Origin of the sequence: Sorlinia euscelidii (assembly GCF_036452135.1) — a bacterium.
GTDB lineage: Bacteria > Pseudomonadota > Alphaproteobacteria > Acetobacterales > Acetobacteraceae > Sorlinia > Sorlinia euscelidii.
Genome location: NZ_JAWJZZ010000002.1, coordinates 241665 through 265673 on the forward strand (window position 1 = coordinate 241665; position 24009 = coordinate 265673).

Sequence of the window (24009 nt, forward strand, 5' to 3'; positions counted from 1 at the left end):
GACCCAGCACCGTAAAACAACGTCGATATTATGTACATATTTCCCGATTTCGCCAATCTGACCGCAACCGCATCTCTTCCCATCCGGGATGTCCTGCCCGAGATTAACGCGGTACTGGTTCGACAGCTGAATCTCGTCGTGTCGGCACCGCCCGGTTCCGGCAAGACCTCCCTTGTGCCGCTGAGCCTGCTTAACGCGTCCTGGCGGGAAGGAAAAATCTGGTTGATTGCGCCGCGTCGGGTTGCCGTACGCGGGGCCGCGCAACGAATGGCCGCGCTTTGCGGCGAGGCTGTCGGCGGCAAAATCGGCTTTACGACGCGCCTTGAACGCGTCATCTCGCCGCAGACAGAAATTGAAGTCATGACGGAGGGGCTCTTCCTCCGCCGTGTGCTGACCGACCCGTTTCTTGAGGGCGTTTCCACCGTCATCTTCGATGAAGTCCATGAGCGCAGTTTAGAGCTTGATACGGGCCTCGCTCTGGCCCTCTCTGCGCAGCGAAACCTCCGTGAGACCCTGCGGATCATCGCGATGTCCGCCACGCTTGAGAGTGATGCTTTCAGCCAGTTGATGCAAGCTGCGCAGATCACCTGCGGGAGGCGGGAATTTCCGCTGACCCTTCAACATGTTGCGCGCGACATACAGTCACCAGGTGACCTGCCGAAAGCGGCTTCCCTTCAGGTGCGGCGGGCGCTGTCCGAAAGCCCGGGCGGCAATATCCTTGTTTTCCTGCCGGGGATGCGGGAAATTCGGGAGACGCAATCCCTCCTTGAAAATATCGACGCGCGGGTTCTGGCCTTGCATGGTGATCTGCCGATTGAGACGCAAGACCTTATTTTCACCCCGACGGAGAAGCGGCAGGTCGTCCTCGCCACATCCATTGCGGAAACGTCCCTGACTTTGCCTGATACGCGCGTGGTGATTGATGGCGGGTTTCGACGGGCGCCACGCTTTGACGCGGCCACGGGCCTGACACGGCTTGAGACCGTGCGTATTTCCCGTGCAGCGGCGCAGCAGCGGGCCGGGCGCGCGGGGCGGGAGGGTCCCGGCACAGCGGTGCGGCTGTGGACAGAAGCGATGCATCGCGGTTTGACCGCTTTTGACCCGCCGGAAATTCTCACGGCTGATCTCAGCCCCCTCATGATGCATGTCGTGCTCTGGCGTGACGTGACAGGATTGGATGACGCCACCGCATTCCTTTTGCAGGCACTTCCTCAGGGCGGTGTTGAAGCCGCCACCCGCCTTTTGGAAGCTCTCGGCGCAATGGAGGCGTCCGGCCTGACGGATTTCGGGCGATCCATGGCACGCTACGGGGCGCATCCCCGCCTCGCCGCCATGCTTGCCAGCGCGGAAACCCCTGCCGCCCGCGCCACGGCCAGTGATCTCGGCGCTCTGCTAGAGGAGAGAGACCCGCTGCGCCGCCCTTCCGCCGAAGGAGGCAGGAAATTGGAGGTCGCATCCTCTGACGTTGCCTGGCGCCTTGATGCGCTTCATGGTGGTCCGACACAGGGAGGCGACCGCCATATTCTCCGGCGGATCAGAAATGTCGCGGCGCGATATCGCGCCGCCGCGCGCGTCAGCACCAGAACGGAAATTGATCTCGATTATGTTGGCCCCCTGCTCGCCGCCGGTTTCCCCGACCGTCTAGCTATGGATATGGATGGAACCGGGCGGTATCGGCTGGCGGGCGGGGGCAGCGCGCATCTTCCGGCGACGGACCCGTTGGCAAAACATAAATTTCTGGTCGTGCCGCGCCTTCAACAGATGCGCGCGGCCCGGATCGCTCTCGCAGCACCGATTGCGATTGAAAATCTGCCCTCTGCCATTGCCGGCACCATCAAAGTGACGCGAGAGACGGCGCTTGATCCTGTAACGGGTCGCGTCATCAGCCGGGAGAAGCGCCGCCTGGGTCGATTACTGCTCTCGGAAAGAGACGTGGATGTTTCGGGCGCGGATCTCGCAGCCTTGCTGCTGGACGATGTGCGCCACCATATGCGCAGCGCGTTGAACTGGACGGACGCGTGCGATCAATTTCAGGCGCGGGTCAGGCTCGGTCGCCAGTTGCGGTCCGATCTGCCACGAATGGATGATGCGCATCTATCGGAAACATTGGAAGACTGGCTCTCGCCGTGGATCACCGATTGCCGATCCCGCACCCATCTTGCAGCGCTCGACCTCATCAACATTCTGAAAACCCGCCTGAGTTGGGAGCAGCAAAATTGGCTCGATGCAAATCTGCCACAACGCCTACGCCTTCCACGGGGGATGGTGGAGATTGATTACACGGCCCCGAACCCGACAATCTCGGCACGGGCGTCCTTATTTTATGGATGCGCGGAGACACCTCGCATTGCTGCGGGGTCGATCAAGCTACAATTTGCCCTGCTTTCCCCCGCAGGGCGTGTGCAGGCCATCACAGCGGACCTCGCCCGTTTCTGGAAGACAGGTTGGGCGGAGATGAGACGGGACATGCGGGGACGCTACCCGAAACATGATTGGCCGGAAGACCCCTCCGACCCCGCGCTCAAGACGGTAACGCGACGGAATAACAAGTAAAAACCGGACGTAACGGGTCATTATAGCGCATGACACTGTCCAGAGCCGGGACTCAGTACAACACCGTCCGTGACAAATATGCTTCTTTTCCGCTTAACATGCGCTATTCTGTCAGGATGAAATGGCAAGTGAGAGCGAAAAAGCAGTGACAAAACGTTCTTTAGCGGTTTTTTCTCTGCTCATCTGTGGTGCTGTCGGTGTCGCGTTGGGATGGGCGCTCCACTCCCGCCCCCCGACAAAGCCGACAGCGCCCCGTATCGTGCCGGGCGTTGCGCCAAAAGGGGGGCACGGCGTCCTCTCGATGCAGGGCCCGACAGAGAAGAGACTTCAGGAGGCCCCCCTCGTGCGCATGGGCCCCCTTTCCTTCTCACCCATCATCAAAAAAGTACTTCCGGCTGTCGTGAATATCGCCATCACGCAGGATAGTGAGAGCGGTTTGACGAAAATCCCCCCGCAAATTCGGGGGACGCCGCTTGAGAAGCGTTACAGGGAGAAACTTCGTGCCAAGCAGGAGGAAATCCTCGGAGCCGGGTCCGGCTTCGTCATTGATGCTTCCGGCGTCATCGTCACGAATGACCACGTTGTGGGCGATGCGGATGATGTGACCGTCTCATTCTCAGATGGGAGGGAGCGCCCTGCCCGCCTGATCGGCGCGGACCCGATGACGGATATTGCGGTCATCAAGGTTAATTCCGACAAGCCTCTCCCTTATGTCACCTGGGGCGACAGCCAGAAAGTGGATGTCGGGGACTGGATACTCGTCGCGGGCAATCCTTTCGGGTTCGGCTCCTCCTTCACGGCGGGCATTGTCTCCGCGCGGGGGCGTGACCTCGGCGCGGGCTCATTGGATGATTTTTTCCAGATTGACGCCCCGATCAACCCGGGCAATTCCGGCGGGCCCTCTTTCAATCTCAAAGGTGAGGTGGTTGCGGTCAATGCCGCGATGGTCTCACCCGCGGGCGGTTCAGTCGGGATCGGGTTCGGCATTCCATCCAACCTTGTCCGCCCGATTGTGGCGGAGATCCTGCGTGACGGGCATGTTGAGCATGGCTGGCTGGGCGTCACAATTGATGATGGGGATGGGCAGCTGGATATCGTCAGCCTTGTGCGTCGCGGCCCGGCGGGTAAAGGCGGATTGCGGAAGCGCGACGTCATCCTCTCCGTCAATGGAGAGAAGATGGAGAGCGCGCGCAGTTTCCTGCGGCTGGTCGCGGCGAATAAGCCCGGCACCATACTGCATCTGCAATTATTGCGTCGTGGTCAGCATCTCGATCTTGATGTTCTGACCGGTCCACGCCCTCCCGATACGGATCAATGACTAAATTTTTTGATGAATCACAGCCGTAACGGGCATAAAGTGGGAGGTGATCCGGGGAGTTAGGGACTGCCAGGCCCCGTCCGGGCAAGGGATAGAGAGATGCATATTCTTCTCGTTGAAGATGATTTGAAAGTCAGAGATTTTATCGTCCGCGGTATGCGCGACCATGATCATACCGTGACAGACGCTGCGGACGGGCAAACCGGGTTGGAACTCGCCCTTAAGCCAGGGTTCGACCTGATCATTCTCGACCGTATGCTTCCGGGCGGCGTCGATGGCGTGCAATTGCTGGAGCAGATCCGCGCCCGGAATGTCACGACCCCGGTCCTGATCCTCTCTGCCCTGACAGAGGTGGATGAGCGTGTTGTCGGGCTCAATGCCGGCAGTGATGACTATATGGCCAAGCCTTTCGCTTTCTCCGAACTGATGGCCCGCGCTGAAGCCCTTATCCGACGTTCTTATGCGCAGGATAATATTCAGACACGCCTCTCTGTCGGCGATCTTGAAATGGACCTCCTCAGCCGAAGCGTGCGGCGCGGTGACCAGAAGATTGATCTTCAACCGCGGGAGTTCCGCCTTCTGGAATTTCTCATGCGGCATGTCGGGCAGATCGTGACCCGCACCATGTTGCTGGAACGTGTGTGGGATTATCACTTTGACCCGCAGACAAATGTGATTGATGTGCATGTGTCACGCCTGCGACAGAAACTTGATAAGCCTTTCGCAACCAGCCTGATCCATACCGTGCGCAATGCGGGTTACGTGTTAAGAAGCGAATAACGTTATAAGCGCGAAGGATGACGGGGCGGATGAAATTATTCATATCGCTGAGGAAGACACGCCTTCTCCGCTCTGCCGGCGTGACTTTTGCCCTCGCTTACGCCCTCATCTTCATCCTCTCCGGCGCAATCTTTCTCAGTTTCGTCTGGTTTCACGCCATTGAATCCATGCAGAAATCCCACATCGCCGCGATTTCCACCGACGCTGCCGAATTGCGCAGCGCGTGGCTCAAAGGCGGTTTACAGAATCTTCGCGACAAATTGCGAGAACGTATCGCTGAGGATTTGAACCGGGAAAATGTTTACCTGCTCGTCAATCGTGACCGAAATCGCCTTGAAGGCAATATCACGTGCTGGCCGGAAAAAGCGGTGCAGCCCAATATGTTTTACACGCTGACGGGCAGTGAAACCTGCGATCCACGCACGATTGAAATGACGTGGCGCGCTTTTCCGGATGGGTCGCGGCTTCTCGTGGGTCGGGACATACGCAGCACCACCCTTTTGCGCAGCGTCCTGACGGAGGGGTTATTATGGGCCTCCCTGATGTCGATCGCCCTTGCCGTGGGCGGGGCTCTGGTGGTGCGGCGCCTGTTCAGGAACATCATCAACACCATTGCTGAAACAACGGTTGCGATTGCGCGAGGTGATCTCACCCAGCGCCTGCCTTTAAGCGGGAATGAAATTGACGGCGTCTCCCGCACCATCAACACGATGCTCGACCGCATCACCCGCCTGATGGAAGGCATTCGCCAGGTCTCCAACGCCATCGCGCATGATCTGCGCACGCCGATTACGCGCGCGCGCAACACGCTTGAAGACGCCGTCCATTACGCGCCGTCGGTTGAAACATTGAGAGTGGCGGTTGAAATTGCCGTGAAGGAGCTTGACGGCGTCTCGGCTGTGTTTGAGGCGCTTCTCAGGATTGCCCAGATTGAGTCGGGCGCGCAGAGATCGGCTTTCACTAATCGTGATTTGCGCCCTTTGCTGGAGGATATCGCGGACCTGTATCGCCCCTCGGCGGAAGCGCGTCAGATCGCGCTGCTGGAGACCCTCCCCGCGACCCTTCCATTTTACGGCGATGCGCTCCTCATCCAACAGGCAGTGGCCAATCTGCTGGATAACGCCGTAAAATTCTCCCCCAATGACACGACGATCACCCTCGGTGCGGAATTTCAGGGAGAGGCCCTCGTGATCTACGTTGAAGATCAGGGCGTCGGCATGACACCGGAAGATTTGAAACGCGCCGCTGAGCGTTTCTATCGGGCAGAGGCGGCGCGGCATACGCCGGGCACGGGGCTCGGCCTTACGCTGGTCCATGCTGTCGCGCAACTTCATGAAGGTGAGCTTGAGATGACATCGCGGGAAAAGGGTTTGAAAATCATGCTGCGCCTCCCTTGCCAAATAGCCGGCAACGCCGGAAGCTGACTGATAACTATGTCGCCGCAAGGTGCGGCCGGCGACGACACTGGCGCGACATCCGACGCGCGCCGGACTGACCTGAAGGAAATCCATCATGTTGTTTTTCAGACGCTTCTGTGCCCTGGCTGCTTTGGCAACGCCGCTCACCGTCCAGGCCGCTCCGGAGAAAACAATGCTGACACTCTCCGCCACGGGCCATGCACGGGCAAAGCCGACCATCATGACGGCGATTTTCGCAATGCAGGATACGGGCGCATCGCCTGCCGAAGCGCAGTCTTTACTGAATGATCGCACCGCGCGGGTGAGTAAACTCGCCAAAAACGCGGCGAATGTCTCATTTAGCTTCCAGGATTACGACACCTGGCAGCAAGAGAAGAAAGATGGGCACAAGGAGTGGGGCGCACGCCAGAAGCTGGTGCTGACAGGACAGGAGTCACATAGCGAGGCGCTTCTGACCCTGACCGGTGAATTGCAGCATGACGGCCTCCCGCTCGATGCCCTGAACTGGTCCCTCGACCCGGCGACACGCCACAGACTGGAGCAGGAAGCGCAGAGCCAGGCGCTGAACATCATCAAAAGTGATGCTCAACATATTGCCGAGACGGTCGGCATGCATGTCGGCCCTTTTCACACCATCAATATCGGTGGCCGCTTCACGCCACCTTATGTCGGCGTGTCCATGATGCGCATGACGGCACCCAATATGCCGCAGCGCAGCGACGATGACGCGCAGGAAGTCACCGTGCAGGTCACGGCGGAGATCTATCTGACGCCCTGAAAAAAAACGGCCCTCCACCGGGGAGGGCCGCCTTGAAATGTCGTCAGGGTGCTGGCTTAACGCGGTGCGAGAACCATAATCATCTGACGATTTTCAAGCTTGGGCATTTGCTCGACCTTCGCCTTATCTTCCATCTCACTCCGGATACGCTCAAGCATTTTAAAGCCGAGCTCCTGATGCGCCATTTCACGCCCCTTAAAGCGGAGAGAGACCTTGACCTTATCGCCTTCCTTCAGGAAAGACTGCATGGCACGAAGCTTGACCTGATAATCATTTTCATTCGTGCTCGGTCGCACCTTGACCTCTTTGATCTCAATGACTTTCTGCTTTTTGCGCGCCTCGTTACGCTTTTTCTGCTGCTCATATTTGAACTTGCCGTAATCGAGGATTTTGACAACTGGCGGGTCAGCTGTCGGGCTGATCTCCAGCAGGTCCAACCCTGCCGCATAGGCGCGTCCTAAAGCCTCGCGCGTTGGCAACACGCCAACCATTTCACCATCAAGATCGATCAAACGCACCTGAGGGACGCGGATTTCCTCATTAACGCGCGGTCCGTCGCGCGTGGGTGCACTTGGCATAGGGGGTCTAGATATGGCTCTCTCCTGTAAAAGTTTACGACAGAATAAACTGTGTTTACCGATAAAAACTATTAAAACCCGCATCTACCCGGGAATTTCTGCGAGTCCTGCGCCTTTGGGATAATTAACGCCGGGGGAAAACGCAAGCCCCGTCATAAAGTGGCATTATGTCTTAAATCGGGCGGACGCGCCTCGTCAGCCAGCAAAGCAACGGCTTCGGCGAGGGGCAGGGTCTGCTGTTCCGTCGCGCCAAGCCGCCTGATTGCCACCTGGCCCTGCTCCGCCTCACGGCGGCCCACCACTAGAATGACAGGGACACGCGCCACGGAGTGATCTCGCACTTTCGCGTTGATCTTGACGTTACGAATATCAAGTTCGACCTGCAGACCGGCCTTCCGCAGCGCCTCTGCAACATTCTGGGCGTAGGGCTCAGCATCCGATACGATGCTGGCGACCGCCACCTGCACCGGCGCGAGCCAGAGCGGGAATTTACCCGCATATTGCTCGATCAAAATGCCGATAAATCGCTCGAAACTACCCAAAATCGCGCGATGCAACATAACGGGACGATGGCGGGCCCCATCCTCGCCGATATAGGAGGCATCAAGGCGCTCCGGCAGGATGAAATCGACCTGAAGCGTGCCGCATTGCCAGTCACGCCCGATCGCATCTGTCAGGACGAACTCCAGTTTCGGTCCGTAAAAAGCGCCTTCGCCGGGGTTGAGGTCATATGCGACTCCGGCGAGCGCGCAGGCTTCCTTCAGCGCGCCTTCTGATCGGTCCCAAATCGCGTCATCGCCCGCCCTGGCTTCAGGACGGTCCGAAAGTTTGACGCGAAAATCGCTGAAGCCCAGATCCCGATAAACTTCGGACAACATGGACATGAAGCGCGCCGTCTCCGCCGCGATCTGCGCCTCCGTGCAGAAAATATGCGCATCATCCTGCGTAAACCCGCGGACGCGCATAATGCCATGTAGAGCGCCGGAGGGTTCGTAACGATGGCACGCGCCGAACTCCGCCATGCGAAGGGGCAGTTCACGGTAGGATCGGATGCCATGGCGGAAAATCTGGACGTGGCACGGGCAGTTCATCGGCTTTAGAGCGAGGGTTTTATCTTCATCCTCAACCGTCGCGATAAACATATGCTCACGATATTTATCCCAATGGCCTGACGCCTCCCAGAGGCTGCGATCGACAAGCTGCGGCGTGCGCACCTCGCCATAGCCGTGTGCCGTCTGGATGCGGCGCATATAATCCTGAAGGACATTATAAAGCCGCCACCCTTTTATATGCCAGAAGATCTGGCCGACAGCCTCCTCCTGGATGTGGAAGAGATCCATCTCCCGCCCGATACGCCGATGGTCGCGTTTTTCCGCCTCCTCAATCTGAAGGAGGTGCGCATCCAGTTCCTTCTGATTGCGCCAGGCGGTGGCGTAGATGCGGGTCAGCATCGGGTTGCGATGGTCCCCGCGCCAGTAAGCGCCCGCGACTTTCATCAGCTTGAAAGCCGTCCCGACATCTCCGGTCGTGCGCAAATGGGGCCCGCGGCAAAGATCCAGCCAGTCACCCTGACGATAGATGGAAATGGGCACGTCTTCCGGCAGGTCACGGATCAGTTCCGCTTTAAATGCCTCGCCTTTTTCCTCAAAGAAAGCGATGGCCTTTTCACGCGGCCAGACTTCCCTCTCGAACGGCAGGTTGGCCGCGACGATCTCGCGCATTCGCTTTTCAATGGCTTCGAAATCTTCCGGCGTGAAGGGTTTGTCACGGAAGAAATCATAATAGAATCCGTCTTTAACGGCGGGCCCGATTGTCACCTGCGTGCCGGGGTAGAGATCCTGCACAGCCTGCGCCATGACGTGCGCTGCATCGTGCCGGATCAATTCAAGCGCGGCATCATCCTTACGCGTCACGAAACGCACGTCCGCATCATCGGTGATGGGCGCGCTCATATCCATATCCTGCCCGTTCACAACCATAAACAGGGCTGCCCGCTCCAGCCCTGGCCCGATCGCGGCAGCGAGCGTCGTGCCGGTCACAGCTCCATCAAACTCCTTTGAGGAACCATCAGGCAGAGTAATCGAAGGCATGTTAAGCGAGCTCCCTTAAGTGACGCGCAAGGGCCATGAGTCAGGCGGAAATCCCGGTTGTCTTAGAGAGTTTTGCCGCAGCTTGCCAGAATAGTTTCGACCGGAATGGCGGAAATATCCGCCGCGCGCAGCACAGTCACCTGCCCGAAGCGTCGTCCGACAGGCGCTGTCAGAGCGGGATTACTGTCAGACGAGAATAACACCGTCGCCGGCGTTCCGGCCATCGCGGCGAGGTGCATCGGGCCCGTATCATTGCCGACAACGTGGCGGGCACCCTTCATCAGAGTTGCAAGCTCAGTCAGACGGGTTTCACCGGTCATATCGCGGGCGGCGGGGCAATGACGCAGAATTTCCCGCGCCAAAGGCTTCTCCGTCGCCGTGCCGATGATGAGAATCTGCAGACCCTGTTGCTTCAAGGCACACGCCAAAGCGGCGTATTTTTCGATGGGCCAGCGTTTCTCGGGCCTGTGACGCGCCGCGCCGGGCACAATGATTATGTAGGGGCTGGCAGCTCGCGCCTGTAAAGGCGTCGACGTGAGCCAGGAAATATCAGCCGAGTCGCAGGCTGGGATACCGGCATAACGAAGCTGATCTGCCTGACGGGCCAAAGTATGCATCTCATCACGCCATGGATTGGCATGGAAAAAAGGATCATCCCGCACCAACCCTGACCAGCGTGGCGAACCCGCAAGCGCATGATAGCGTGTGCTGCGCCCGGAGGTCTGCAAATCGATCACGAGGTCAAAACCCCGAAGTTGCGTGCGCAGATGGGCGAGGCCGCGCAAATCGGTCCAACGCGGTCTTGCATCGATCATGACATTGTCAAACCAGGGTGCCGCCTGCCCCAATGACGCAAAGGGCGCAGTGGTGAGCAGCGAAATCTCCGCTTTCAGGAAGGCTGTGCGAATGGCCTGGAAGCAGGGGAAGGCCTGTATAAAATCGCCCAGCGCACCGAGTTTGATGATGAGGATACGGTTCATGGCAGGATTATACAAATTTGGAGCGATCTCGCCTATCATTCTGCGCGAGTTGCCTTCAGTTGTGCAGCGTCATCGCTACAGATAGGCGCGCGCCGCTTGCGGTAAACGTCCGCTTGCTTCGATGCGGGGACAAAGGCAAGGTCAGGGTTTTCCATCGTGTGGCGGTGCCTACGTCACGATTTTGCGGTTAAAGGGTGATCATCATGCGGCGGCATCTTGTCATTATCGGCATAGGCTACTCAGCCTCCCGCGTCGCGGCGCAGGCGGTTGCGCAGTCCTGGGATGTGACGGGTACAAAGCGCGTCCCGGATGGTCAGCCCAACGTCATCGCCTATGCGGACGCAGCGGAAGCCATTAAAAACGCCACGCATCTGCTGATCAGCGCGCCGCCGGAAAATGGCGTTGACCCGGTGATCAGAGATTATGAGAAAGTAATCGGCGCGGCCGCGAAGCTCTCATGGATTGGCTACTACTCCACCACCGGCGTTTATGGTGATCGCCAGGGCGGCGCCGTCGATGAAACGACCCCGGTCAACCCCACCCAGCCGCGGGCACAGGCGCGGGTCGTTGCCGAAAATGGTTGGGCGCGCATCGCTTCGACAAAAAACATCGCTTTTGACCGCATCCGGATCGGCGGCATTTACGGCCCCGGACGCTCGCCCTTTGAAATGCTCCTTTCTGACCATCCGCGCCTCGTCATCGCGCCGGACCACGCTTTCAGCCGCATCCATCGAGATGATATTGCCGGTGGCACCATGGCGGCGATGGAGACAGCTTCAGGCGAGAGGGTGCTTAATTTCGTGGACACCACGCCATCACCGCAACATGTCGTCATTGAGGAGGCCGCGCGCATCGCACAATGGCCCCTCCCCACACCAACACCACTTGACCAGGCCCTTCGGGAGATGAACCCGATGGCGCGAAGCTTCTGGTCAGAGCGGCGCATTGTCAGAAGCGAATTGACGTGCCGGTTGATCAATCGAGCGTGGAAATTCCCCAGTTATCGCGAGGGTCTCGCGGATATATGGGCGCACAGGCGCGACGCCTGAAGGCCGACCTGACGTGCTGGACCCTGTTTATTTCCCGACCTCCGCGCTCCGAAGATAACGCCGTTTCGGCGCTTACATGCTGGATGATGGTCTTATCGACCTTATCAGGGCGTCTCCGCCTCTCCTCACGCCCCGTGCATGGAAATAAGCCTGACGCGATGCGTCCCTAGTACTCTGTCGGGAGCACGCACTTCCTCACCCGCGCACCCTATGATCACCGTGCCGATTTCGTCGGGAAATCACACTGGAGTGGCGCCCCGCCCACCTTCAAGAGGGCAGCGCCTTGCGCAAGGTTAAAAAATCCGGAGAGGTCCAACGCAAGATTGACAGGATTTTGCAATAAATGCGACAATTTACGCCGAAGTGAGAGATTGAGGGGTTTCAAGACAGGTATTTTACGCGTTGGCGACGCGTTCAGCTTCTGCAAGTCGGGATGATAAATTGACTCTGATTTTGAGCAGCATGAACCGGACAAGCATTCGCCAACGATTTCTGCCCCGGCAGAAATTCGGAAGCGTGTCCGCGATTTCAAGAAAATATTTCATAATCGCAGCGCGCCTCGGCACGTGCTGTGCGCTCTCAATGAGCCTCACAGCTTGCGTCTCATTCGGCCCGCGCTTTCTCAATCGCGATCATCTTAATTATGCGCGCGCCCTCGGTGAAGCTGAAAAACACGCGATGTTACTGAATATCGTGCGTCTGCGATATGCCGACCCGCCAACCTTCCTCGAAACGACGCAGGTCATCTCCGGCTATCAAATGAATCGCTCGTTGTCGGGCGGATTTCATGCCTATCCCTCTTCCGTCGGCAGTTATCTGTTCGGGACAGGCTCAGGTTTCCTGCAGGAGAACCCAACCTTCACCTATCAGCCGATCACCGGGCAGCAATATGCTGAAAACATCATTCGGCCGATCTCCCCTGTCGTGATCATGCCGCTTAGTCTGGGCGGGCTTCCCGTGGATACGTTGCTGCGCCTGACGGCACAGTCAATCGATGGGCTCTCCAATATCCGCGCCCTGGGTGCGGGGCCGACCGGCGGGGGGTCCGTGCGGTTCTATCTGTTGTTGCATGATCTGCGGCAGCTTCAGATTGCGGGCGCGATGACGATCCGCATCGCGGCGGATGATGGGAAGGGGCAGAAAGATCAAACCGCCGTCGGCGCGCAGACGCCGCCGAAAGGCGATAAACAGCGGATCGAACATGCTTTTCTTGTTCTCACCGGCACGTCCGACCCTCATCTGATCACGATCCAGAATGAAGTGCGCCGCCTGCTGCATCTCGCCCCGAACGCGGAAGAGGCCGAAATTGTTTACGGCCCCTATCCAAAACATCCGGGTCAGATTGCGATCCTCACGCGCTCCATGTTCGCGATCCTGTCCCAGATTGCCTATGAGATGGACGTGCCTCAGAGCGATGTCGAGAAGGGCCGGACATTGGAAACGATCAACCCGGTCGGCATTGAGACGCGGCCTGACGTGGTTATCCACTCCGGTGAGAAACTGCCTGAGGATGTTTATGACGACGTGAAATATCGTGGGCGGCATTTCTGGATTGAGGAAAATGATTTCCGAAGCAAGCTCAGCTTCACGATCGTCCAGATCCTCGCGGCGTTGGCAGCCACCTCCCATGGCACGGGCGCGATTATCACGATCCCGGCAAATTAGGGAGGACGCGCCCCGGAAGAGTGATGGGCAGAGGCGATGACAACGCAGGATGCGCCATCGTCCTGTCCTGAATGCGGAACCCTTTGAAACGCTACACGTCAAAAAGAAAACTGGAGATGACAGAATAATTGATGGACATTGCAAGTTCCGGGCGGGCAGGTGCGGTGATATCCTGACAATGCGCGCCGTCTCTTCAGGTAACGCGCATGAAATCTCTTAGCCAAGGTCAGAGTCAAATGAGCCAACCGTCCCGCATGAAGCCTGTCACATCTCTATCTTGCGATCCTCATCCATTCGCGGTTTAACCTCGTCATCATGACGACCGTTCAGCCGACCATCCTTCAGGTTCTGCCTGCCCTCGATACGGGCGGCGTTGAACGTGGGGCGATCGAAATGGCCATCGCCATCCAGAAAGCCGGGGCGCGGCCGATCGTCGCGAGTGAAGGCGGGCGACTCGTCCCGCGATTGCAGCGCCTCAACATCACGCATGTCACCCTGCCGCTCAGCCGCAAATCTCCCCTTGCGATCTGGCGCAACCGGCGTGCCCTGACAGCCCTCATACGGAGGGAGGGGGTGGACCTCATCCATTCCCGCTCCCGCGCGCCGAGCTGGGCCGCGCTTGGCGCTGCGAGAAAATGCAAAATCCCCTTCGTCACCACCTGGCACGGTGTCCACAAGGCCGGTTTCCCGGGGAAGAAGCGTTATAACGCCGTCCTGACCCGTGGTGACCGCGTCATTGCCATTAGTGATTACATTGCAAGACGTATGCGGCAGGAATTCAAAATTGGTGATGACAAATTGCGGACGATTTATCGCGGCGTGGATGTGGCGCGATTTGATCCGGATCAGTTCCTCGGACAGCGCGTGCAGAACCTCGCGATCCGGTTCGATCTGCCACCGGACGCAAAAATCATCCTGATGCCGGGTCGGCTCACGCGGTGGAAAGGTCAGCTCCTGCTGGTGGAAGCGCTCGCCAAGCTGAAGACCGCCCTGCCATGGAAATGCGTTTTTGTCGGGCCTGCTGAACCCACCAGCCCTTTTGTCAAGGAACTTGAGAGCCGTATCCATGCGCACGGGCTTCAGGAGGACATCCGGTTCGTCGGCACGCAGGACGATATGCCCGCCGTTTACGCCATGGCGGATGTGGTGGTCGTGCCGTCTCTCCGGCCAGAACCCTTTGGACGCGTCATTGTGGAAGCGCAGGCCATGGGCTGTCCGGTTATTGTCTCAGGTCAGGGCGGCGCGATGGAAACCGTGCTGGATGAGCAGACGGGGCTTGTTATCCCGCCGAATGATAAAATCGCCCTTGCACAGGCGATCGATGTCCTTCTTGAAATTGATGCGGATAGTCGCGCTTATATTCGGACGACGGCGCGGCAGAACGTGATGCAGCATTACACAATGACTCTCATGCAGTCGCAGACGCTTGCGGTTTATGATGAGCTGCTTCATACCGAGCTCGCGCCCATGTTGCTTCAGTCTCTGATGACGCCCGAAGAAACCTGGCCGCCCCGCCGCGCACCGTCCGCGCCGCTTTCATCTCTTGCCGCGACCTAGACGCCATGACCCGACCGGTAAAATCATCGCCTAACCTGTCACAGAAAGCTTCTTCTGACCGTGAGGCCCGCCTTGCGCGAGAGGCCGCGGCCCTGCGCGCCAACCTCCACAAACGCAAGCAACAAGTAAGGGCCCGCGCCACCAAAGCGCCTGAGGATGAGGAGGGCGGCGACGTGCCCCGCCCCGCGTCAATGCGAGACCCGCATCGGGCGGAGTCGTGAATTTCGTGTCCGCCCGCTCTTGCCAGTTCCCCTTGATTTGAACAGTCGAGGCGTCGTCACAGCGTAAGAATTGCGACGCGGGTCGAAATAGGCCATCATGATTTTACGTTTTCATTTACCCCTGCATGGAGGGCCCGGCCCTGTCTGCCTCTGGAAAGGATCGCCCCAATGTCCATCATGCCTGATAGCTGGATTCGGGAAATGGCGAATACGAAAGGCATGATTTCGCCTTTCGTTGAGGCGCAAAAGCGTGATGGGGTGATTTCCTACGGCCTGTCATCTTACGGTTATGATGCGCGTGTCGGCGAGGATTTCAAGATTTTCACGGATGTTGATAACGCCGTGGTCGACCCGAAAAACTTTACGGAAAATAGTTTCGTCACGCGACGCGGCAACATCACCATCCCGCCCAACAGTTTCGCCCTTGCCCATACAGTTGAGCATTTCCGCATTCCGCGCGACGTGCTCGTCGTCTGCCTTGGCAAATCGACCTACGCGCGGTGCGGCATTATCGTCAATGTCACACCGCTTGAGCCGGAATGGGAGGGGCAGGTGACAATTGAAATCAGCAACACCACCAAACTGCCCGCGCGCATCTATGCGAATGAGGGGATATGCCAGTTCCTGTTTTTCCAGGGTGCATCGCCCTGTGAAACGAGTTATGCGGATCGCGCTGGCAAATATATGGGGCAAAAAGGCGTTACAACCCCAAAATTATAGGGCCGGAATATCTTTGGGTCTGTCATACTCACGTCAGAAATGACCGGTTTAACGCAAGGACGGGTCGTCAGAAAGTGATGTTTCGCTCCCGCGCGCCTGAATAACATTGCGCCGGGCGTGCTACCAGGTCAGCATCGCCATTTGTTTTTAAGTGCGGGGGAAAGTTCGTTGGATCGGTTTATCATTCGGGGCGGCCAACGCCTGTCCGGCGAGATTCATATCAGCGGCGCCAAAAATGCGGGGCTGAAATTGATGGCGGCCGGCTTATTGACGACGGAACGTCTGATACTGTCCAACGTCCCGCAAATCGCTGACATCCGCCTGATGGCGCAATTGCTGAAACAGCATGGCATTGACGTCACACCGCAGGATAGTACAGGGCGCGTCCTCGCCATCGGGGGTGAGGTCACATCTATCGAAGCGCCCTATGACATTGTGTCCAAAATGCGGGCCTCGATTCTCGTTCTCGGCCCGCTTCTGGCCCGTATGCGCAAGGCCCGCGTGTCGCTTCCAGGCGGGTGCGCCATAGGGACGCGGCCTGTCGACATGCATTTGCGTGGCCTTGAGGCGATGGGGGCAAAAATCTCGCTCGAAAATGGCTATATCCATGCATCAGCCCCGAAAGGTCTGCAGGGCGACAAAATTGTTCTGCCCTTTGCATCCGTTGGAGCAACTGAAAATCTCCTCATGGCCGCCACACTCGCGAAAGGCCGGACTGAAATCATCAATGCCGCGCGTGAGCCGGAAATCAGTGACCTCGCCACCTGCCTCAACCGGATGGGCGCGCGGATTTCCGGCCTTGGTACGGGGACTCTGATGATTGACGGTGTCGAAGCACTTCGGGGGGCGGAACATGCGATCATGCCGGATCGCATTGAATGTGGCACCTATGCCTGCGCCGCAGGGATCACGGGCGGTGACGTGCTGCTGGTGGGCGGGCAATTGCAGGATTTCGGCGCCGCCATCCAAAGCTTTGAAGAATGCGGCGTTGAAGTCAGCGCCGCGCCCGGTGGCATCAGGGTCCGCCGTGACCGGCCTTTGCGGGGCGTCGATATCATGACGGAGCCCTTCCCTGGCTTTCCGACGGATATGCAGGCGCAATTCATGGCGATGTTGAGTATTGCTGAAGGTGCGTCCTTGATTACCGAAACGATTTTTGAAAATCGCTTTATGCACGTGCCTGAGCTCAACCGGATGGGTGCGCATATCAATGTGCACAAATCCTCCGCCATTATCCGTGGCGTCTCACGCCTGTCCGGGGCGCCCGTCATGGCGACGGATCTGCGTGCTTCTTTCTCTCTCATTCTGGCGGGTCTTGCGGCAGAGGGAGAAACGTCGGTCAGTCGCGTCTATCATCTTGATCGCGGTTATGAAAAAGTCGATGAGAAACTCGCCGCGATCGGTGCGGATATCGCCAGGATCACCGGTGATCCGTAACGGCGGCAGCGGCGGCGCATCGCCGCCACGTCGGGGCTGAGGCTGGCGTCAGGTGAGAGGCGCGCGCCCCAGAATTTTATCCGCCGCCCGCAAGCTCAATGCCATGATCGGTGCGGCCGGGTTGGCGCACGTCGCGCTCGGAAAAATCGAGTGATCTGAAATCCAGAGATTTTCAATATCAAAGCTGCGCCCCCATTCATCCACGACGGCATCATCAGGGTCCGTCCCCATGCGGCAGGTGCCCATCATGTGAGCCGAGCGCTCACTCGTCCAGATATCCCGCGCGCCCGCAGCTTCAGCAATGCGCGTCATCCATAAGCCGGCATGACGATGAAGCGCTTTCTCGTTGCATCCATACGAGAGGGTGATCAGTGGCTTGGGCATTCCTGCCCGACCGGTCTCGTGACTTAATATCACGCGGTTTTCCTGTGACGGCAGGCACTCGCCATGCGCCCCCAGGCCGATGGCGTAATTATAATCCCGCAAATAACGCGTCAGTTTTTCCCCCCAATAACCACGCCCGCGCACAACGTTCGTCGCCCATGTCATAGGCATCATGCCGAGCGACTGAATCAGATAGCCCCCGACAAAATCCGCGTCTTTCGGGCGGATCATATCCTCTGAGATAGCGAGGGAGGGATAGCCCTTATTTGGCCGTGTCACGTGATCCACCGTGCCCCATACCTGCGTGGAGACATGGGCCATGTAGTTGCGGCCCACCTGATCACTCCGATTCGCCAGGCCCGTATGCAGAAGAAGGCGCGCCGTCTCCACCGCGCCGGCACAGAGGATCACGCGCTGACAGCGTTGCATGACGTCCTTGCCGCCCTGTCGGTAAATCACGCCCGTAATGCGCCCCTGCGAGTCACGTTCAAAGTCATGGGCAAGACATTCCGCCCGAATTTCAGCGCCCGCCGCGAGAGCGCGCGGAATATAAGTCACATCCGCACTGGATTTCGCCTGGTTGCGACAACCCTGGTGACATGCGCCGCACCCGACACAGGCCTCGCGCGCGCCTTGTTTTGCCGTGATGAGAGCAACAGGTCCATCTGCCGATTTTAAACCGATCGCCTCACATCCACGCATCATGGCCAGGGCCGCTTCGTTGCGTTGCGGCGGCGGAAAGGCGTAGCGCCGCGTCGGGTCCCATGGGTAGGCGGTGGGGCCGGAAACGCCGATATCCTCTTCTACCTTGATCAGATAAGGCAGCAGCGCCTCATAACGGATCGGCCAGTCCCGCCCCTGACCTGTCTCCGTGTGCAATGTCATGTCCCGGGCATCCAGGCGCGGCATAAACGCACCGAAATGCAGGGTTGAGCCGCCCACCCCGGTGCCACTGTTATTTCCGCCGAAAGGTTGCGGGTTTTTGCCGTCAGAAAGACGTTCTTCCAGCCAGTAAATATCCCCGGCCTGTTCCTCATCCGGTGTGTGGGTAGCGGGGGCGTGCCATTTGCCCGCTTCAAGCGCGACGACGGACAATCCGGCCTCGGCGAGGACGGCCATCATCGGGGCGCCTCCGGCGCCAGTTCCAATGATGACCGCATCAACCGTTTCCGTGGTCGGGTAACGCCTCATACGCCCGTCTCCGGGGCCTTGAGTATCGGGGGCTCCCACGGGGCGGACCCCACTGCACCCATGACCTCAAAGCCCTGAAACGGCCCGTCACCACCGTTAAAGACGGCGTCAATGCCAAGCTGCGCCTGAACAGACGGGTGAGAAATAAAGATCTGCACGCAATCCGCGCATAAATCGGAAAACCATTGTCGAAGATGATCCTCTGAGAGATCCTCCGTGGCAATGGCGGCGGCTTCAACTTCGTTCAAAAGAACCTGGATCGTCTCTATATCCGCATCCTGCAGGCGCACACCGAGTTTCTTCTGACAAACATCATCCAGGCCGCAAAGGGCCAATTCATAAGCTTGCCTGTCCGGCGGCAGATGCGCGAAACGCCACCCATCGCCAGGCCCACCGAGTCGCGCATCGATTCGGGCGGCGAGATTAAGTGCCTTGCGTCCCAATAAAGGCTGTTGCGGCAGTACAACTGCCGTTAAAGCCTCTAAAATGGTGAAAGCGCGGTCGCTGAGATGTCGGGGTTGGTAGGGATGATCTATAAATGCCGCACGGGCTTCCAGCACGTCCCTTGTGCGCGCGGAAATACGGTCTGATTTAAGAAGCTGTTCGTACGTAGAAGTCATTTTGGATAAGAACTATTCTGGATGAATGGAACGTCCTGACGAGCAGGCGGAGATTCAAGCGCTCCGTCTCATCGATGGTTGCACGGGAATTAACGCACCCCCGCAAGCGGCATTTTTATGCATCTCCGAGAGACATCTTTTATGTATCTGAGGGATGCATCTGTTTGTCTGACGGCCGAAAAATGTTAACGTCCGCCGGCAATGGTGAATGATCACAGAATTCTGGCGTCAGCTATATCGGGACGGCATGGCAAGGGCATGATTCTCGCCTTGCCCAAAGGACGCATCCTCAAGGCGCTTAGACCGCTCCTCCATCACTCAGGGCTGCTGGCAGCACCCTGTCCGACGGATGAGGCCACGCGTGCCCTGCGTTTCCCCACGACGGAGAAGCAGATTGACATTGTCCGCGTCCGCTCCTTCGATGTCGCGACATTCGTGGCGCATGGCGGGGCCGATATCGGTATTTGCGGCTCCGATGTTCTCATGGAGTTTGATTATCCTGAGATCTACGCGCCGCTTGATCTCGAGATCGGGCAATGTCGCATCAGCGTTGCGCGGCACGCAAATCATGCGACGGCGGCAGAAGCCCCCAGCTCCAAAATCCGCATCGCCACGAAATACCCTGCCATCGCCCGCCAGCATTTCGCGCAACGCGGCATGAATGCCGAGATTGTGCATCTCCATGGCGCGATGGAGCTTGCCCCGTCCCTTAACATGGCGCACGCCATTGTTGACCTTGTTGATACGGGTGCCACATTGCGGGCGAATGGGCTTGAGGAGACAGAGGTGATCGCGCACATCTCATCGCGTCTTATCGTCAACCGCGTCGCCATGAAAACGCGCCCGCAAGAAGTGACCGCACTTATTGACCGTTTCCGGGATGCTTTACGGAATAAGACCCAGTGAAAAAACTCTCCACGCGGGATATGCAATTCCGCTCGCAATTCGATATGTTGATTTCTGTCCGGCAAAGTGATGCGCAGGATGTGTCCGCGCCCGTGCGCAAAATCATCAATAATGTCCGCGCCCGCGGGGATGAGGCCGTCATCGCCTATACCGCGCAGTTTGATGGCCATGAACTGCGTGCGGACGCGATCGCCCTGACGGATCAGCAGCGGCGCGACGCCATCGCGCAAGTGCCTGCCGCTTTGCGCGATGCCCTGGTTTTGGCGAAAGAGCGGATCATTTCATTTCATAAGCGCCAGATGCCGCAGGACATCCTTTACACGGATGAGGCCGGACTGGAACTGGGCCTGCGCTGGACGCCCCTGGACGCAGTCGGGCTGTATGTCCCGGGTGGCAAGGCGGCCTATCCGTCTTCCGTCCTCATGAACGCCTTGCCCGCCTGGGTCGCCGGGGTGAAACGCATTGCCATGTGTGTCCCGATGCCGAACGGCCATCTGAACCCTCTCGTCCTCGCCGCCGCCGATATTTGCGGCGTGCAGGAAATTTACGGCATTGGCGGGGCGCAGGCGGTGGCCGCCCTCGCTTACGGCACAAAGCGTATCCCCCCCGTTGATCGCATTGTCGGGCCGGGTAATGCTTATGTTGCGGAGGCCAAACGTCAGGTATTCGGCCATGTCGGTATCGACTCCATCGCCGGGCCTTCAGAAGTCGTCATTGTCGCGGATAAAGAGAACCGTCCCGAGATCATCGCCATGGACCTTCTGGCGCAGGCGGAACATGATGAGCGCGCCCAGGCCATCCTCATCACAAATGACGCCCGATTTGCCGCGGGTGTCGAGGCCGCCGTCGCAGAAGCCTTAAAGACGCTACCGCGGCGTCAGATTGCGGGATCCTCATGGGCGGATTTCGGCGCGATCATCACCGTCTCGGATTGGGATGAGGCCGCGGATCTTGTCAATGATATCGCGCCGGAGCATCTGGAAATCATGTGTGCGGATGCGGACGGGTTTTCCCGCAAAGTGCGTCATGCCGGGGCCATGTTTATCGGGCGGCACTGTCCCGAAGCGATTGGCGATTATGTCGGCGGTCCCAACCATGTTCTGCCAACGAACCGCACCGCGCGGTTCGCTTCAGGGCTTTCCGTCTATGATTTTCTGAAGCGCACCACCACGATTGGCGCCGCGCAGGACGGTTTGAAGGAGATCGGCCCTGCTGCTGAAATCCTTGCGCAGGCAGAGGGGCTTGACGCCCATGCACAGAGTATCGCCTTGCGCCTGCAAAAGTGACGCAGGCAAACTTTGAGGCATGACAAAATTTATAAGAACGGGCCGTTTTGCTTGACGGCGCCGTGCGGACTCGCACATACGCTTGAGCAGCCTGTCGCAATGAGCGACATCCGAACAGAATATGAATGGAGTATCAAGGGACACAATGTCGAAGGAAGATATGATCGAGTTCAGTGGGACGGTCACTGAACTTCTACCGAATGCCATGTTCCGCGTCACGTTAGACAATGAGCACACGATCCTGGCCCATACAAGCGGCAAAATGCGCAAAAATCGCATCCGCGTCCTGGCAGGTGACCGCGTCAATGTTGAAATGACGCCTTATGATCTTTCCAAAGGTCGGATTACGTTCCGCTTTAAGTGACGCGTGGCGACCTCCCCCAACCTGCGCTGATTCTCGCCTCCGCCTCGCCGCGGCGTGTCGCATTGCTGCGGCAGATCGGCCTGGAGCCGGAAGAGATCCTTCCGGCGGAACTTGACGAGACACCGTTAAAAGGTGAGCTTCCACGTGCCTGCGCCATCCGGCTCGCCGACGCGAAAGCTCGGGTTATCGCGGACCAGCTTGACCGACCCGCGCTGGTCCTGGCAGCGGATACGATTGTGGCCGTCGGGCGCCGCATTCTGCAGAAAGCTGAGAACCCGCAACAGGCTCGGGCATATTTGGCCTTGCTCTCCGGGCGACGTCACACAGTTTATACAGCCATTTCCATCCGCCCCTCGAAAGCCCTGGCGGAAGGACGCTGCGCCTCGCGTGTCGTGGCGTCAAAAGTCGCCTTCTCCTGCCTGACGCCGCACCATATTGAGGCGCTGATCACGGCCGGAGACTGGCAAGGGAAAGCAGGTGGCTACGCTTTGCAGGGAATGGCCGCGCGCTTTATACGCTTTATTTCTGGGAGTCCATCTGCCGTGATCGGGCTGCCCCTCTTTGAAACGTCTCAGCTTTTGCAGGGTCAGCCTCACCCGTGGTTTCAACCGGGTGCGACGGAGTCTGCGACATCTCACCGCACCTGACAGAACCGGAAGAGAAAAGCGGTTTGACAATCTCAGCGTGTCGATGGGAAGAATGGCGGTCATGATGAAAATCGCGGTGGATTGGAGCCCCGGTGAGGCGCGCATCGCCGCCCTCCTTGATAACATGCTCATTGATTTCTCATTGTGGCGCCCTGGTAAACCGGATGGTTTCGGCGATATTCACTGCGTGCGAATCATGCGCCCCGCCCCCATTATGAAGGGCGCTTTCGGCCGGATAGCGTCAGGCGAGGATGTTTTTGTCACCGGCGTTTTTCCGGAAGGTGCCTTGGTGACAGCCCGCGTCACCCGCGCCGCGCAGGGCGGCAAGGGCGCGCGCCTCCAGCCGCTCCAGTCTGACGCCACATGTGACGCGCCGGCCTGCCTTCAACAGGGGCCAAGCCCGTTGGAGGAAATGGCAGCGCGCTACCCTGAAGCCCGGATCCTCGTCGATACGCCATCCCTCGCGGCCCGCATACCGCCGAACCTGCGCCCTCGATTGGAACGGGTCGCCTGCGCCTTTGATGAGGATATAAAGGACCAATGCAGCGCCCTCACGCACGGCGACATTGTACTCCCCGACAATATAAGCGCGCGCGTGACACCCAGCGCGGCGCTTTGCGCGATTGATCTTGATGACGCGGACACCGCCGCCGCCTCTCCACGCACGCAATTTGACCGGAATGTCGCGATCTTCCCGGCGCTTGCCCGAGAGATCCGCCTGCGCAATATCAATGGCGTCATATTGATCGACCCGGCGGGCGTACCCACGCGCAAGCGCGCCGCATTGATCCCCTTTCTGCAAAATGCTTTCCGGGATGATCCGCTCAGACCGCATGATTTCGGCGCGACACCGTCCGGCTTGTTGGAATTAACTCGGCCCCGGCGTCGGCTCCCTTTGCATGAGCTTCTTTCATCGCCACACGGGATCGGGCTCGCCGCCCTGCGGCAGGCGGTGCGCACCTTGTCGGGCATGCCCGCCAACCGGAAATTATGTCTGAAAGCGTCCTTCGCCATAATCGACGCTTTGCAAAAGGATGTCGCAGCTTTGGAGGATGTGTCACGACTCCTGGGATATGAACTTCCCCTTATGGCCATTCCAGATTACCCTCCCGCGCATTGGAGTTTTTCCTGATGTCGCAATGCCCGATCTGTCGTAAAGACAGTGTCGCCCTCTTTCGTCCCTTTTGTAGTAAACGCTGTGCCGATCTCGATCTCGGCAACTGGTTTCGCGGGAATTATCGCGTTCCTTCGGCGCGGGAAGATGAAATCCCGTCTCACGAGGAAAGTGAGGGTGAAAAAGATCAATATGCCACTTGATCAACCTTCCCACATCCACTAAACCGTGCGCAGCGTCATCAGGGCGCTGTGCCCAAGTAGCTCAGTTGGTAGAGCATGCGACTGAAAATCGCAGTGTCGGTGGTTCGATCCCGCCCTTGGGCACCATTTGCCTCATTTTGAGGCGCCGCC

At 58.5% G+C, this 24009-nt stretch carries 22 protein-coding genes and 1 tRNA gene; 18 read left to right on the top strand and 5 right to left on the bottom strand.

Annotation, left to right across the window (positions count from 1 at the left end; genetic code table 11):
* The first annotated feature begins 30 nt into the window (after positions 1–30).
* The 5 genes from hrpB (at position 31) to CGLAMM_RS04720 (ending at position 6847) form a co-directional block, all read left to right on the top strand.
* Positions 31–2553 (top strand): ATP-dependent helicase HrpB, encoded by a 2523-nt coding sequence (gene hrpB / locus CGLAMM_RS04700; protein WP_394818889.1) that lies wholly within the window; start codon positions 31–33, stop codon positions 2551–2553.
* A 145-nt stretch (positions 2554–2698) separates the two neighbouring features.
* Positions 2699–3871 (top strand): S1C family serine protease, encoded by a 1173-nt coding sequence (locus CGLAMM_RS04705; protein ID WP_394818890.1) that lies wholly within the window; start codon positions 2699–2701, stop codon positions 3869–3871.
* A gap of 99 nt (positions 3872–3970) precedes the next feature.
* A complete protein-coding gene (locus CGLAMM_RS04710; RefSeq protein ID WP_394818891.1) occupies positions 3971–4651 on the top strand; it encodes a response regulator transcription factor in 681 nt (226 codons plus the stop codon).
* A 29-nt stretch (positions 4652–4680) separates the two neighbouring features.
* Positions 4681–6075 carry a sensor histidine kinase gene (locus CGLAMM_RS04715; protein WP_394818892.1) on the top strand — a complete coding sequence of 465 codons (1395 nt, stop codon included), beginning with the start codon at positions 4681–4683 and terminating at the stop codon, positions 6073–6075.
* Between the two features lie 88 nt (positions 6076–6163).
* Positions 6164–6847: an SIMPL domain-containing protein gene (locus CGLAMM_RS04720; RefSeq protein WP_394818893.1), complete on the top strand. Its 684-nt coding sequence runs from the start codon at positions 6164–6166 to the stop codon at positions 6845–6847.
* A gap of 56 nt (positions 6848–6903) precedes the next feature.
* On the opposite strand, the gene infC is transcribed toward CGLAMM_RS04720, so the two are convergent.
* From infC to CGLAMM_RS04735, 3 genes are all read right to left on the bottom strand, one after another.
* The gene (infC, locus tag CGLAMM_RS04725) at positions 6904–7425 is read right to left on the bottom strand and encodes a translation initiation factor IF-3 (protein ID WP_319806703.1); all 522 of its coding nucleotides are present in this window, start codon (positions 7423–7425) and stop codon (positions 6904–6906) included.
* Between the two features lie 152 nt (positions 7426–7577).
* The gene (gene thrS, locus CGLAMM_RS04730; protein WP_394818894.1) at positions 7578–9515 is read right to left on the bottom strand and encodes a threonine--tRNA ligase; all 1938 of its coding nucleotides are present in this window, start codon (positions 9513–9515) and stop codon (positions 7578–7580) included.
* A 62-nt stretch (positions 9516–9577) separates the two neighbouring features.
* Positions 9578–10495, bottom strand: a complete 918-nt coding sequence (locus tag CGLAMM_RS04735) for a glycosyltransferase family 9 protein (protein ID WP_394818895.1) — start codon at positions 10493–10495, stop codon at positions 9578–9580.
* Positions 10496–10698: 203 nt separating this feature from the next.
* On the opposite strand from CGLAMM_RS04735, the gene CGLAMM_RS04740 reads away from it, so the two are divergent.
* From CGLAMM_RS04740 to murA, 6 genes are all read left to right on the top strand, one after another.
* The gene (locus CGLAMM_RS04740; RefSeq protein ID WP_394818896.1) at positions 10699–11544 is read left to right on the top strand and encodes a Rossmann-fold NAD(P)-binding domain-containing protein; all 846 of its coding nucleotides are present in this window, start codon (positions 10699–10701) and stop codon (positions 11542–11544) included.
* A gap of 582 nt (positions 11545–12126) precedes the next feature.
* The gene (locus tag CGLAMM_RS04745) at positions 12127–13209 is read left to right on the top strand and encodes a hypothetical protein (RefSeq protein ID WP_418115438.1); all 1083 of its coding nucleotides are present in this window, start codon (positions 12127–12129) and stop codon (positions 13207–13209) included.
* A gap of 315 nt (positions 13210–13524) precedes the next feature.
* Positions 13525–14766 carry a glycosyltransferase family 4 protein gene (locus CGLAMM_RS04750; protein WP_394818897.1) on the top strand — a complete coding sequence of 414 codons (1242 nt, stop codon included), beginning with the start codon at positions 13525–13527 and terminating at the stop codon, positions 14764–14766.
* Positions 14767–14771: 5 nt separating this feature from the next.
* Positions 14772–14987, top strand: a complete 216-nt coding sequence (locus tag CGLAMM_RS04755; protein WP_394818898.1) for a hypothetical protein — start codon at positions 14772–14774, stop codon at positions 14985–14987.
* A gap of 168 nt (positions 14988–15155) precedes the next feature.
* A complete protein-coding gene (gene dcd, locus CGLAMM_RS04760) occupies positions 15156–15707 on the top strand; it encodes a dCTP deaminase (protein ID WP_394818899.1) in 552 nt (183 codons plus the stop codon).
* Between the two features lie 168 nt (positions 15708–15875).
* Positions 15876–17144: a UDP-N-acetylglucosamine 1-carboxyvinyltransferase gene (murA, locus tag CGLAMM_RS04765; protein WP_394818900.1), complete on the top strand. Its 1269-nt coding sequence runs from the start codon at positions 15876–15878 to the stop codon at positions 17142–17144.
* Positions 17145–17192: 48 nt separating this feature from the next.
* Here the strand turns inward: murA and CGLAMM_RS04770 are convergent, their stop codons facing one another.
* Positions 17193–18719, bottom strand: coding sequence for a GMC family oxidoreductase (locus CGLAMM_RS04770; RefSeq protein ID WP_394818901.1), 1527 nt, complete (start codon positions 18717–18719; stop codon positions 17193–17195).
* On the bottom strand, positions 18716–19339 hold the full coding sequence (locus CGLAMM_RS04775; RefSeq protein WP_418115439.1) for a gluconate 2-dehydrogenase subunit 3 family protein: 624 nt from the start codon (positions 19337–19339) through the stop codon (positions 18716–18718). Before CGLAMM_RS04775 ends, CGLAMM_RS04770 begins: the two co-directional genes overlap by 4 nt.
* Positions 19340–19540: 201 nt before the next feature.
* Between CGLAMM_RS04775 and hisG the strand changes: the two genes are divergently transcribed.
* From hisG to CGLAMM_RS04810, 7 genes are all read left to right on the top strand, one after another.
* Positions 19541–20245: an ATP phosphoribosyltransferase gene (gene hisG / locus CGLAMM_RS04780; RefSeq protein WP_394818903.1), complete on the top strand. Its 705-nt coding sequence runs from the start codon at positions 19541–19543 to the stop codon at positions 20243–20245.
* A complete protein-coding gene (gene hisD, locus CGLAMM_RS04785) occupies positions 20242–21531 on the top strand; it encodes a histidinol dehydrogenase (RefSeq protein ID WP_394818904.1) in 1290 nt (429 codons plus the stop codon). The genes hisG and hisD overlap by 4 nt, the downstream gene beginning before the upstream one ends.
* A 145-nt stretch (positions 21532–21676) precedes the next feature.
* Positions 21677–21895, top strand: a complete 219-nt coding sequence (gene infA, locus CGLAMM_RS04790) for a translation initiation factor IF-1 (RefSeq protein WP_023979930.1) — start codon at positions 21677–21679, stop codon at positions 21893–21895.
* A complete protein-coding gene (locus CGLAMM_RS04795) occupies positions 21892–22542 on the top strand; it encodes a Maf family protein (protein ID WP_418115440.1) in 651 nt (216 codons plus the stop codon). The genes infA and CGLAMM_RS04795 overlap by 4 nt, the downstream gene beginning before the upstream one ends.
* A gap of 61 nt (positions 22543–22603) precedes the next feature.
* Positions 22604–23674 (top strand): ribonuclease E/G, encoded by a 1071-nt coding sequence (locus tag CGLAMM_RS04800; RefSeq protein ID WP_394818906.1) that lies wholly within the window; start codon positions 22604–22606, stop codon positions 23672–23674.
* Positions 23674–23859, top strand: coding sequence for a DNA gyrase inhibitor YacG (locus CGLAMM_RS04805; RefSeq protein ID WP_394818907.1), 186 nt, complete (start codon positions 23674–23676; stop codon positions 23857–23859). The genes CGLAMM_RS04800 and CGLAMM_RS04805 overlap by 1 nt, the downstream gene beginning before the upstream one ends.
* A 50-nt stretch (positions 23860–23909) precedes the next feature.
* Positions 23910–23985: transfer RNA gene (locus CGLAMM_RS04810), tRNA-Phe, on the top strand.
* The last annotated feature ends 24 nt before the right edge of the window (positions 23986–24009 follow it).